Origin of the sequence: Streptococcus downii (assembly GCF_004353325.1) — a bacterium.
Lineage (GTDB): Bacteria > Bacillota > Bacilli > Lactobacillales > Streptococcaceae > Streptococcus > Streptococcus downii.
On sequence record NZ_MZNX01000002.1, the window covers coordinates 1 to 13,425 of the forward strand.

Genomic DNA, 13,425 nt, shown 5'->3' on the forward strand with positions numbered 1-13,425 from the left:
CAGCTGGGAGAGCATCTGCCTTACAAGCAGAGGGTCAGCGGTTCGATCCCGTTAACTCCCATAGGTCCCGTAGTGTAGCGGTTATCACGTCGCCCTGTCACGGCGAAGATCGCGGGTTCGATTCCCGTCGGGACCGTTTAAGATAACGGAAGTTATTTTAGACTCGTTAGCTCAGTTGGTAGAGCAATTGACTTTTAATCAATGGGTCACTGGTTCGAGCCCAGTACGGGTCATATTTGCGGGTTTGGCGGAATTGGCAGACGCACCAGATTTAGGATCTGGCGCTTAACGGCGTGGGGGTTCAAGTCCCTTAACCCGCATAATAGAAAGTAGCCGGCTTAGCTCAGTTGGTAGAGCATCTGATTTGTAATCAGAGGGTCGCGTGTTCAAGTCATGTAGCCGGCATTTTTTTATATAGAATAAGAGGTCGATGCGAACGTAGTTCAGTGGTAGAACACCACCTTGCCAAGGTGGGGGTCGCGGGTTCGAATCCCGTCGTTCGCTTAGAGAGGCCGGGGTGGCGGAACTGGCAGACGCACAGGACTTAAAATCCTGCGATTGGTAACGATCGTACCGGTTCGATTCCGGTCCTCGGCATATAATGATGAGCACCCTTAGCTCAACTGGATAGAGTACCTGACTACGAATCAGGCGGTTAGAGGTTCGACTCCTCTAGGGTGCATTTTTTTATTTAACGCGGGAAGTAGCTCAGCTTGGTAGAGTACTTGGTTTGGGACCAAGGTGTCGCAGGTTCGAATCCTGTCTTCCCGATTTGATTTATTGACTAAGATACTTAAGTGAGTATCTTTTTTTGGCTCTTTGTCAACTGTAGTGGATTACCAAAAAGTCATACTCTGGAGAGGACTAAATCAGTCCTCTCCTTTTTGATATTCAAAGCGACGAGAATTCTAGTTTGGCCTTGGAATAGAGTGATTCAAGGGCATTAATGATTTTTTCTTTGTCCTTGAGAAAGGTTTGAAAGACAGCCTGAAAGTGATTTCGGATGACAGCTTGTGTTCTTCCCTCAAGAACAGTGATGATATTGAGCTTTTCAAAATATTGCGCAATGAAACTCATCTTCATCTCCCGATTGAAACAGTCACTCCCCTGACTGTTTCAACATCCCAAGACATAATCTCTGGAAGACGAGAAAAATCATGTTTAAAACGGAAGTCATTGAACTTTCGGAGAACAGTTGAAGTTGAAATGGACAGCTGATGAGCAATATCGGTCATAGAAGTCTTTTCAATCAACTTTTGAGCAATCTTTTGATTGATAATACGAGGGATTTGATGATTTTTCTTGACTAGGGAAGTCTCAGCCACCGCCATTTTCGAACAATGATAGCATTTGAAACGACGCTTTTTAAGGAGAATTCTAGTAGGCATGCCAGTCGTTTCAGGGGAAGGAATCTTAGACGGTTTTTTGGAAGTCATATTTCTTCATTTGGGTTCCGCAATCAGGACAAGATGGGGCGTCGTAGTCCAGTTTAGCGATGATTTCCTTGAAGGTATCTCTATTAACAACATCCATAATTTGGATATTAGGGTCTTTAATATCGAGTAGTTTTGTGATAAAATGTAATGGTTCCATATGATTCTTTCTAATGATGGTTTGGTCGCTTTTTAATATAACTCTTATGGGACTTTTTTTCTACAACAAAATAGGCTCCATAATATCCATAGGGGATTTACCCACTACAAATATTATAGAGCCTGCAAACAACACCCCATGACTAGAAGATTCTTCTAGCCATGGGGTGTTTTCTCTATAGGAGGGCTAGGTTATACTCTTCGAAAATCTCTTTAAACCAGGTCAGCTTCGCCTTATCTACAACCTCAAAGCTGTGCTTTGAGCAGCCTGTGGCTAACTTCCTAGTTTACTCTTTGATTTTCATTGAGTGTTAGTTCTTTTTCTTGTTTTTTATCAACCATCCAAGTCCGAGCAGGGCAAGGATACTGAATCCAGCAAGGGCAAGGAGGGATTTACTCTCAGTTCCTGTGTTTGGAAGGAGGTTTTGAGAGTGAGCCTCTGCAGCAGTTTCTTGAGTTTCAGGATTGGCTGCTAGGTTTTGATCTTGTTCTTGTTCGACTTTCAAGCTAGAAAGATCAAATTCTGGCTTTTCTTCCACAGCTGGGGCGACAATGGCGCCACCTTGAGACAAGCGGAGAACAACAGCAGTGAGAGCGTTCAATTTCAAGCCTTTTTCAGTCCATTCAAGGCCTTGAGGTTTAGCGATTCCTACTGGTCCTGCTTGATTTTCATCAGCCAAGACTTCGGCCTTTCTCAAGTGAGCAAAGGCAGTTCCCAAGTTGAATTCACGAGCCTTATCATCTGCATTGACAAAGACAGCGTAGATATCTCCATTTGGAGCGGTGATTTGGTAGCCGATGACCACGTCTTCTTTTTCAACACCATTTTGGCCTGGGACAGTAATGAGTTGGACGCGCTCTTTGATATCTTGTAGACTCTTGAGTCGGAAGGCGTCTGTAGATTGACGAAGAGCGATCAATCCTTTCATGTAGTCACGACTCTTGACATTTTCAGGATATGCTTTGCTATCGGTAGCCTTGGTCCAATCAAACTTGTTGACAGCATCACTAGAGTCGTAAGAATCATGGATAAAGTAAGGATAGACAAACGGCTTGCCGTCCTTATCACGCAATAAGTGAGATTTGTGTGGAGCCTTATCCTCTGGAACAGGAGTCTTGTAGGCTGGATCTAGGAATTGTTTGGTACGTCCGTATTCCTGACCGGAATGGATAAACGGAGTCCCCTGAGCAGTCAAGACCATGAGGTTTCCAAGTCGTAAACGGCGATGGATTTCAGCATAGTTCTCAGCCTTGCTTGGGTCTTTTTTGATAGACTGGGCAATGATGTCAAAGAGGGTCAAGTTATCATGGGCTGCAATATACTGGATCACATCTCCAGGACTGTCAGCTTCAAAGTTGGTTGGTTGGGCAATGAGATTTTTAAAGATGGTATTGATATCTCGTTTGCCACCTGTGATAAAGGCAGGCTTGCCTTCGTTTGGATAGCCAGACTTGAGGTTGTTGCGGATGTCGTCTGAAAAGACAGCAACAGTATCTGTTTTCTTCATCCAATCTTGGTCAGCAGGTTGTACAGGCGTACTTTCATCACCAGTATAGGTTCTCCAGCCTTCACCTAACATGATAAGATTTGGATTGAGGGTGCGTGCAGCCTTGTAAGCTTCTTCGATAGAAGCCGCATCGTGGTCACCCATCATATCAAAGCGGAAACCATCTACTTTGTAAGTTTCAACCAGATACTTGATAGAGTCTACCAAGACACGTTTAGACATGTAGTGGGTAGTTCCCAAACGGCCGCCTCCAAAGCTAGTACGGGGAGTTCCGTCTGCGTCCATAAAGTGATAGTAGTTTGGCTCAATATCCTCAAAAATGTCAACATTGGCAGTATGGTTGTAGACCACATCCAAGATGGCACCCATGCCACGTTTGTGGATTTCGTTGATGAGGTTTTTGAATTCGGAAATACGTTTTTCTGGATTCTTGGGATCGCTTGAGTACATACCAGTCAAGGAGAAGTAGTTTTGAGGGTCATATCCCCAGTTGTAGTTGCTGTTGCTTGAAGCGTAGGCAGACAAACGCTCATGGTTTTTCAATTCATTGACAAAGTAGTAAGACAGGACTGGAAGGAGCTGGATATGAGTCACACCCAAGTCTTTGAGATAGTCTAGTTTTTCGATAAAGGCTTCAAAGGTACCAAATGGTTTGGTCAAGTCTTTTGCGATGGCAGGATCCGAAGTGAAGTCACGCACATGAGCTTCATAGATAACCGCATCTTCACGCGATTTGAAGTTACGAATCTTCCCATAGGTCAAGTCTTGCGGACCTAACTTCGCTGGATCGACAAAGGCAGCTTTAGCGACCTTATGAGCGACATCTGTTTTTGCTAGGTCACTGTTCCAAGCCGCTAATGATTTGGCATAAGGGTCAAGAACGAGGACAGTTTTACCTTGGCGCTCGATTTGGTAGTGGTAGTAATAGCCAGTGTAGTTGCTGATACCGAGACCAGAGTTTGCATCCAGAGTTTGTTTCCAGGTGCCTTTTTTTCCTTTTTCAAGTGCGATAGTTCCAACTACTTTTTCAGGATCTTTCTTGTCATATACGACAACAGAAACCTTATCAGCGCTTGGAGACCAGAGGGTGAGGTCAACGCGCTTGCCATCTTCTTTTAGAGTTGCGCCGAGTGGACCATCGTAACTGTAGGACTCATCCTTGAGGCGCCAGCTTGAACGTGTGGTAAAGCGGTCTGAATTATAGCTGACAGTGTAAGGGTGTTGGGTGTCAGAGAAGTCGCCGATATAGATCACTTTTTTACCTGCCTCATCCACTTCCACGTCTGTGATAGCTACTTTATTCCCTTGGTAATCAGTGATGCTGGAGTGTTTGAGGATGTCGTCTTTCTTAGCTCCAACGAGGGTAGAAAAACTGCTTTCGATACGAGATTTAGCCACGTGTTGGGCTCCAGTCATGCGGATATCGTGCACATAGTAGGGGTTAGTATAGATGGTTTCGTCATCATCTTTGAGGAAGATTTGACTGTGATTTTTTAGATCAGTAAATTTATAGTCTTCTTTTCTGATTTTCACATCATCGCCTTTCTTGCTTTCGTCTAGTAATAAAAATCCAAATTCTCTTGCGGCTTCATTGAGTGGGATATCAATGTAACGGCCATATTTTCCAGTTGCGGTAAAGTCAGTACCGTCAGGCCATTCTCCACTGCTTGGGTTTTTAACATCGCCCCAATACCAGAGAGATTTTTTGTCATAGTTGCCATCGGTGCGATAGTAGTTGACACGAATAGTTCCTGCTGGTTGAGGGCGGTAGTTGTATACCTTGTAGTTTTCATCTAGCCAAGCCTCATTCATTTTTGGAGATAGGCGCTCTACTGAACGGTCTCCGGTAAGGTTATCCCCCTTGGTATTGTTGATAAGGAAGCTGACTTTCTTGGCTTGCTCATTTTTGAGTTTGACATCTAGATAATAGCCATAGTCATCTTTCTTGGCATCCTTAAAGGACTTGGCACCATTGGGCCAGTTTTCAGACGGCTTTTCAACATCATCCCAAGTCCAAAGACCTTGAGATTCTTTGTTTTCTTCAGGGAGTTTTTTTACATGGATGCGGAAGTGGTTGTCTGCGATGGGTTCTTCAGAGGATGTATCAGCTTGTGGTTTTTGATCTGAAGTTGGTGTCGAAGTGCTGGCATTTACTTTCTCTTCCTTGCTGTTAGCCTGCCTTGCAGTAGCATCTTCTGTTTTAGGTGTTTCTGGTGCCGTAGTAGTTTCCACAGCTGGAGCTTCCTTCTTAGAATCAAGGGAAGCGTTTGCATTCTTTTGTTCAGAAATAGGCGTTTCCTTTTGAGTTTGACTCGTTTCAGTCTCAGTAGGGGCCTTGGTCACAGCGCTGGTATTTTCCTGAGTTTGAGGAAGGTTTTCGTTGGCCGAAATAGTTGGCATTGCAGCAGAAAGCAAGACAATGCTAGCACCAATAAGGACAGAACCAGTTCCGTTCTTCAAGGAACGGATACCATAAATCATTTTTTTCTCAGTTTGAGATGGGATCTTTTTCATCACAATTCTCCTTGTGTAGTTGTTCCCTATCAGTATAGCACGAGGTAAACATTAGTGCAAGCGTTTTCCTAACTTTTAAGAGAAAATATAATGCTTCATTCTCTTGAAATTTTAAAACAATATATAGGAAAAGATTGTTTAAAAAATAGTAAAAAAACCTTGAAAAATCTAGCTAAATAAGGTATAATAAGAATAATCATTTGTCGTAGGTTTTGTCTGAAATATTGTCCAGACAAGGCTCACAGCAGTTAAATCTTCTGAAAAAGTCAGATTTAGCTGCTCTTTTTGTGCTTTTTTTTCAGGTTTTTGAGTGCTTGTAACAAAGATTTAAAGATTCTGAAAATTCGTCAAAGGGACACGGTGATAGGGGTTTTTAAAACCATATGACGATTAGAAAAGCCTGATTGACAAGGCTTGGAATTTATTTACAAAGGAGAATCATCTTGGCAGGACATGACGTTCAATACGGGAAACATCGTACCCGTCGTAGTTTTTCAAGAATCAAAGAAGTTCTTGACTTACCAAATTTGATTGAAATTCAAACGGATTCATTCAAAGATTTCCTAGATCACGGTCTTAAGGAAGTATTTGAAGATGTATTGCCAATTTCAAACTTCACAGACACAATGGAGTTGGAATTTGTTGGATATGAAATCAAGGAACCAAAATACACGCTAGAAGAAGCTCGTATCCACGATGCTAGCTACTCAGCACCAATTTTTGTAACCTTCCGCTTGATTAATAAAGAAACAGGCGAAATCAAGACCCAAGAAGTCTTCTTTGGTGATTTCCCAATCATGACCGAAATGGGTACTTTCATCATTAATGGTGGTGAACGTATTATCGTTTCTCAGTTGGTCCGCTCACCAGGTGTTTACTTTAATGACAAGGTAGACAAGAACGGTAAAGTAGGCTACGGTTCAACTGTTATCCCTAACCGTGGAGCTTGGTTGGAACTTGAAAGCGACTCAAAAGACATCGCTTATACTCGTATTGACCGTACTCGTAAGATTCCATTTACAACCTTAGTTCGTGCGCTTGGTTTCTCAGGTGATGATGAAATCTTTGATATCTTTGGTGATAGCGAATTGGTTCGCAACACTGTTGAAAAAGATATCCACAAGAATCCAATGGACTCTCGTACAGACGAAGCCTTGAAAGAAATCTATGAACGCCTTCGTCCAGGTGAGCCTAAGACTGCTGAAAGCTCACGTAGCTTGCTTGTCGCACGTTTCTTCGATCCACGCCGCTACGATTTGGCAGCTGTAGGTCGTTACAAGATCAATAAAAAACTCAACGTTAAAACACGCTTGCTTAACCAAACCATTGCGGAGCCATTGGTGGATCCTGAAACTGGTGAAATCTTAGTAGAAGCTGGCACCGTTATGACTCGTAGCGTGATCGAAAGTATTGAGAGTCACTTGGATGGCGACTTGAACAAGATCGTTTATATTCCAAACGATGCAGCTGTTCTGACAGAACCAGTTGTCCTTCAAAAATTCAAGGTTGTTGCCCCAACGGACCCAGACCGTGTTGTAACCATCATCGGAAATGCCAATCCAGACGATAAGGTTCGTGTTGTAACTCCTGCGGATATCCTTGCAGAGATGAGCTACTTCCTCAACTTGGCGGAAGGTATCGGACGTGTGGATGATATCGACCACCTTGGAAACCGCCGTATCCGTGCAGTTGGTGAATTGCTTGCCAACCAAGTACGTCTTGGACTTTCTCGTATGGAACGTAACGTCCGTGAACGTATGTCTGTTCAGGATAATGAAGTCTTAACACCACAACAAATTATCAATATCCGTCCTGTAACAGCTGCGGTTAAAGAATTCTTTGGTTCATCACAGTTGTCACAGTTCATGGACCAACACAACCCACTTTCTGAGTTGTCTCACAAACGCCGTTTGTCAGCCTTGGGACCTGGTGGTTTGACACGTGACCGTGCTGGATATGAAGTACGTGACGTGCATTACACTCACTATGGTCGTATGTGTCCAATCGAGACACCTGAAGGCCCTAACATCGGTTTGATTAACAACTTGTCATCTTACGGACACTTGAACAAGTATGGATTTGTTCAAACTCCATACCGTAAGGTTGACCGTGAAACAGGTGTTGTGACCAATGAAATCGTTTGGTTGACAGCCGATGAAGAAGATGAATTTACTGTAGCACAGGCTAACTCTCGCCTCAACGAAGATGGTACTTTTGCTGAGAAGGTTGTCATGGGACGTCACCAAGGGGTCAACCAAGAGTATCCAGCAGAAGTGGTTGACTACATGGACGTGTCACCAAAACAAGTAGTTGCCGTTGCGACAGCATGTATTCCTTTCTTGGAAAACGATGATTCCAACCGTGCCCTCATGGGTGCCAACATGCAACGTCAGGCTGTGCCTTTGATTGATCCAAAAGCACCTTACGTTGGTACTGGTATGGAGTATCAAGCAGCCCATGACTCTGGAGCGGCTGTTATTGCCCAGTATGATGGTAAAGTTACATACGCAGATGCTGACAAGGTAGAAGTTCGTCGTGAAGATGGTTCGCTAGATGTTTACCACATCCAAAAATTCCGTCGTTCAAACTCAGGTACTGCCTACAACCAACGCACGCTCGTTAAAGTTGGCGATGTCGTTGAAAAAGGCGACTTTATCGCTGACGGACCTTCTATGGAAAAAGGGGAAATGGCGCTTGGACAAAACCCAATCGTTGCCTACATGACATGGGAAGGTTACAACTTCGAGGACGCCGTTATCATGAGCGAACGCTTGGTGAAAGACGATGTCTACACATCTGTCCACCTCGAAGAATACGAATCAGAAACGCGCGATACAAAGCTTGGGCCTGAAGAAATTACTCGTGAAATTCCAAATGTTGGTGAAGATGCTCTTAAAGACCTTGACGAAATGGGTATTATCCGTATCGGTGCTGAGGTTAAAGAAGGCGATATCCTTGTAGGTAAAGTAACACCTAAGGGTGAGAAAGACCTCTCAGCTGAAGAACGTCTCTTGCACGCCATCTTCGGAGACAAGTCTCGTGAAGTGCGTGATACTTCTCTTCGTGTACCACACGGTGCCGATGGTGTCGTTCGTGATGTTAAGATCTTTACACGTGCAAATGGTGATGAGTTGCAATCTGGCGTTAACATGCTGGTTCGCGTCTACATCGCTCAAAAACGTAAGATCAAGGTCGGAGATAAGATGGCCGGACGTCACGGAAACAAAGGGGTTGTCTCTCGTATCGTTCCTGTAGAAGACATGCCTTACCTTCCAGATGGAACTCCAGTCGATATCATGTTGAACCCACTTGGGGTGCCATCACGTATGAATATCGGTCAGGTTATGGAGCTTCACCTTGGTATGGCAGCTCGTACTCTTGGTATCCATATCGCAACGCCAGTCTTTGACGGAGCAAGTTCTGAAGACCTTTGGGACACTGTCAAAGAAGCAGGTATGGATAGCGATGCCAAAACAATCCTTTACGATGGACGTACTGGTGAACCGTTTGATAACCGTGTGTCAGTTGGTGTCATGTACATGATCAAACTCCACCACATGGTTGACGATAAATTGCACGCGCGTTCAGTCGGACCATACTCAACCGTTACCCAACAGCCACTCGGAGGTAAAGCTCAGTTTGGTGGACAACGTTTCGGTGAGATGGAGGTTTGGGCTCTTGAAGCCTACGGTGCGTCAAATGTCCTTCAAGAAATCTTGACCTACAAGTCTGACGATATCAACGGACGTTTGAAAGCTTATGAAGCTATCACAAAAGGAAAACCAATTCCAAAACCAGGTGTTCCAGAATCCTTCCGAGTTCTTGTCAAAGAATTGCAATCTCTTGGTCTTGACATGCGTGTCCTTGACGAAGATGATCAAGAAGTGGAACTTCGTGACTTGGATGAAGGAATGGACGAAGATGTCATCCACGTAGATGACCTTGAAAAAGCCCGCGAAAAAGCAGCCCAAGATGCAAAAGCAGCATTTGAAGCTGAAGAAACTGCAAAAGCGGAAGCAACAGAAGAAGCTGCTGACCAAGAATAAGCAGTTCACTTAGAATAGAAAGGGAAGAAATAGTGGTTGATGTAAATCGTTTTAAAAGTATGCAAATCACCCTAGCTTCTCCAAGCAAAGTCCGTTCATGGTCTTATGGAGAAGTCAAAAAACCTGAAACAATCAATTACCGTACGTTGAAACCAGAACGTGAAGGACTCTTTGACGAAGTCATCTTCGGTCCTACAAAGGACTGGGAATGTGCTTGTGGTAAGTACAAACGCATTCGTTACAGAGGGATTGTTTGTGACCGCTGTGGGGTTGAAGTAACGCGTACAAAAGTTCGTCGTGAGCGTATGGGGCACATCGAGTTGAAAGCTCCTGTATCTCACATCTGGTATTTCAAGGGGATTCCAAGTCGTATGGGCTTAACCCTTGATATGAGCCCTCGTGCCCTCGAGGAAGTTATCTACTTTGCGGCTTATGTGGTGATTGATCCGAAGGATACTCCACTTGAGCACAAATCAATCATGACAGAGCGTGAATACCGTGAGCGCTTGCGTGAGTATGGTTATGGTTCATTCGTTGCCAAGATGGGTGCCGAAGCCATCCAAGACCTCTTGAAACAAGTAGATCTTGAAAAAGAAATTGCTGAACTCAAAGAAGAGTTGAAAACAGCTACTGGACAAAAACGTGTCAAAGCCATCCGTCGTTTGGATGTTTTGGATGCCTTTTACAAGTCTGGAAATAAACCTGAATGGATGATTCTCAATATCCTTCCAGTTATTCCACCAGATCTTCGTCCAATGTTGCAGTTGGATGGTGGCCGTTTTGCCTCATCTGACTTGAACGACCTTTACCGCCGTGTTATCAACCGTAACAACCGCTTGGCTCGTTTGCTTGAGTTGAATGCACCAGGTATCATCGTTCAAAATGAGAAGCGTATGCTTCAAGAAGCGGTTGATGCTTTGATTGACAATGGTCGTCGTGGTCGTCCGATTACAGGACCAGGTAGCCGTCCACTGAAATCATTGAGCCACATGCTTAAAGGTAAACAAGGACGCTTCCGTCAAAACTTGCTCGGTAAACGTGTTGACTTCTCAGGACGTTCCGTTATCGCCGTTGGTCCAACTCTTAAGATGTACCAATGTGGTGTGCCACGTGAAATGGCTATCGAGCTCTTCAAACCATTCGTCATGCGTGAAATCGTTGCCCGTGACATCGTGCAAAACGTGAAAGCAGCTAAACGCTTGGTGGAACGTGGAGATGAACGTATCTGGGATATCCTTGAAGAAGTGATCAAAGAACACCCAGTACTTTTGAACCGCGCACCGACCCTTCACCGTTTGGGTATCCAAGCCTTCGAGCCAGTCTTGATTGACGGTAAGGCCCTTCGCTTGCACCCACTTGTCTGTGAAGCCTACAATGCCGACTTTGATGGGGACCAAATGGCCATCCACGTACCGCTTTCAGAAGAAGCTCAAGCAGAAGCTCGTATCCTCATGCTTGCTGCTGAGCATATCTTGAACCCGAAAGATGGTAAACCTGTTGTTACTCCATCTCAGGACATGGTTTTGGGTAACTACTACTTGACCATGGAAGAAGCTGGTCGTGAAGGTGAAGGAATGGTCTTCAAAGACCGTGACGAAGCTGTTATGGCTTACCGTAATGGTTATGTTCACCTCCACTCACGTGTTGGTATTGCAACAGACAGCCTCAACAAACCTTGGACAGAAGAGCAAAAACACAAGGTCTTGCTGACAACAGTTGGTAAAATCCTCTTCAACGACATCATGCCAGAGGGTCTGCCTTACTTACAAGAACCTACAAATGCTAACTTAACAGAAGGTGTTCCAGCTAAGTACTTCTTGCCACTAGGTGGAGATATCAAGGAAGCCATTCGCAATCTTGAACTCAACCCTCCATTCAAGAAGAAAAACCTTGGAAATATCATCGCTGAAATCTTCAAACGTTTCCGTACGACAGAAACTTCTGCCCTACTTGACCGCATGAAGAACCTCGGTTACCACCACTCAACTCTTGCAGGTTTGACAGTGGGTATTGCCGATATCCCAGTTGTTGAAGACAAGGCTGAAATCATCGAAGAATCACACAAACGTGTAGAACAAATCACCAAACAATTCCGTCGTGGTATGATTACGGACGATGAGCGCTACAACGCTGTTACAGCTGAATGGCGTGCAGCCCGTGAAAAATTGGAGAAACGTTTGGTTGCCAACCAAGATCCTAAGAACCCAATCGTTATGATGATGGACTCTGGAGCCCGTGGTAACATCTCAAACTTCTCACAGCTTGCCGGTATGCGTGGTCTGATGGCCGCTCCGAACGGACGTATCATGGAATTGCCAATCCTTTCAAACTTCCGCGAAGGTTTGTCAGTACTCGAAATGTTCTTCTCAACTCACGGTGCCCGTAAAGGTATGACCGATACGGCCCTTAAGACAGCCGACTCAGGTTACTTGACTCGTCGTTTGGTTGACGTTGCCCAAGACGTTATCATCCGTGAGGACGACTGTGGAACAGACCGTGGTCTCTTGATCCGTTCTATCGCAGAAGGAAAAGAGATGATCGAGTCTCTCGAAGAGCGTCTCAATGGTCGTTACACTAAGAAAACTGTTAAACATCCAGAAACTGGTGCAGTGATCATCGGTCCAAATGAGTTGATTACAGAAGACAAGGCGCGTGAAATTGTCAACGCTGGCGTGGAAGAAGTCACTATCCGTTCTGTATTTACATGTAACACTCGTCACGGTGTCTGCCGTCACTGTTACGGTATCAACTTGGCGACTGGTGATGCGGTTGAAGTTGGTGAAGCAGTTGGTACAATCGCTGCCCAATCTATCGGGGAACCTGGTACACAGCTTACAATGCGTACCTTCCACACGGGTGGGGTTGCCTCAAATACCGATATCACTCAGGGTCTTCCTCGTGTCCAAGAAATCTTTGAAGCTCGCAATCCGAAAGGGGAAGCGGTTATCACTGAAGTCAAGGGTGAGGTTACAGCCATCGAAGAAGATGCTTCAACTCGTACCAAGAAAGTCTTTGTTAAGGGAGAAACTGGCGAAGGTGAGTACGTGGTTCCATTTACAGCACGTATGCGTGTCGAAGTTGGAGACCAAGTCTCTCGCGGTGCAGCTCTTACAGAAGGATCTATCCAACCAAAACGTCTCCTTGCTGTTCGCGATGTCTTGTCAGTTGAAACCTACCTCCTCGGTGAAGTACAAAAAGTTTACCGCAGCCAAGGGGTAGAAATCGGTGACAAGCACATCGAGGTAATGGTTCGTCAAATGATCCGTAAAGTTCGTGTCATGGATCCAGGTGACACAGATCTTCTCATGGGTACTCTCATGGATATCAACGACTTTACAGATGCCAACAAAGATGTTCTTATCGCAGGTGGAGTTCCAGCGACTGGTCGTCCAGTCCTTATGGGAATTACCAAAGCCTCACTTGAAACCAACAGTTTCTTGTCAGCGGCTTCCTTCCAGGAAACAACTCGTGTCCTTACAGATGCAGCTATCCGTGGTAAGAAAGACCATCTCCTTGGACTCAAAGAAAATGTTATCATCGGTAAGATCATCCCAGCAGGTACTGGTATGGCTCGCTACCGTAACCTTGAACCACAGGCTATCAATGAAGCAGCATATCTGACTCCAGAACAAGAAGAGACAGAAAATGCTCCAGTAGACGAAACTGTGGAAATCCAAGTTGAAGAAACAGTAGAATAAAAGCAAACGAGAGAACCTTTGGGTTCTCTTTTGTTTTACACTTCTGCCTATTGGGGTTAGGTGAGCA

General features: G+C 44.8%; 3 protein-coding genes, 8 tRNA genes and 1 pseudogene. 10 read left to right on the forward strand and 2 right to left on the reverse strand.

Annotated elements, in window-relative coordinates; genetic code table 11:
- The first annotated feature begins 63 nt into the window (after positions 1 to 63).
- The 8 genes from E2R31_RS00640 to E2R31_RS00675 all read left to right on the forward strand — a co-directional run bounded on the left by E2R31_RS00640 (position 64) and on the right by E2R31_RS00675 (position 771).
- A tRNA-Asp gene (locus E2R31_RS00640) sits at positions 64 to 136 on the forward strand.
- A 24-nt stretch (positions 137 to 160) separates the two neighbouring features.
- Positions 161 to 233: transfer RNA gene (locus E2R31_RS00645), tRNA-Lys, on the forward strand.
- Positions 234 to 238: 5 nt separating this feature from the next.
- A tRNA-Leu gene (locus E2R31_RS00650) sits at positions 239 to 320 on the forward strand.
- A 12-nt stretch (positions 321 to 332) separates the two neighbouring features.
- Positions 333 to 405 (forward strand) — tRNA-Thr (locus E2R31_RS00655).
- A 27-nt stretch (positions 406 to 432) separates the two neighbouring features.
- Positions 433 to 504, forward strand: a tRNA-Gly gene (locus E2R31_RS00660).
- A 7-nt stretch (positions 505 to 511) separates the two neighbouring features.
- Positions 512 to 597: transfer RNA gene (locus E2R31_RS00665), tRNA-Leu, on the forward strand.
- Positions 598 to 608: 11 nt separating this feature from the next.
- Positions 609 to 682, forward strand: a tRNA-Arg gene (locus E2R31_RS00670).
- Positions 683 to 697: 15 nt separating this feature from the next.
- Positions 698 to 771, forward strand: a tRNA-Pro gene (locus E2R31_RS00675).
- Between the two features lie 219 nt (positions 772 to 990).
- Here E2R31_RS00675 and E2R31_RS00680 read toward each other — a convergent pair.
- Both E2R31_RS00680 and E2R31_RS00690 read right to left on the reverse strand, forming a co-directional pair.
- Positions 991 to 1,593: pseudogene (locus E2R31_RS00680) on the reverse strand (transposase family protein); the annotation flags it as partial.
- Between the two features lie 310 nt (positions 1,594 to 1,903).
- Entirely contained in the window at positions 1,904 to 5,614 is a 3,711-nt protein-coding gene (locus E2R31_RS00690; RefSeq protein ID WP_132972304.1) for a pullulanase, read from the reverse strand.
- 443 nt (positions 5,615 to 6,057) lie between these two features.
- Between E2R31_RS00690 and rpoB the strand changes: the two genes are divergently transcribed.
- Together rpoB and rpoC are read left to right on the forward strand one after the other, a co-directional pair.
- Positions 6,058 to 9,660: a DNA-directed RNA polymerase subunit beta gene (gene rpoB / locus E2R31_RS00695; RefSeq protein WP_125424900.1), complete on the forward strand. Its 3,603-nt coding sequence runs from the start codon at positions 6,058 to 6,060 to the stop codon at positions 9,658 to 9,660.
- Positions 9,661 to 9,692: 32 nt separating this feature from the next.
- Entirely contained in the window at positions 9,693 to 13,358 is a 3,666-nt protein-coding gene (rpoC, locus tag E2R31_RS00700) for a DNA-directed RNA polymerase subunit beta' (protein WP_165941770.1), read from the forward strand.
- Positions 13,359 to 13,425: the final 67 nt, after the last annotated feature.

Coding starts and splice junctions, on each gene's coding strand:
- E2R31_RS00690 (WP_132972304.1), bottom strand. CDS start 5,614: ATGAAAAAGATCCCATCTCAAACTGAGAAAAAAATGATTTATGGTATC.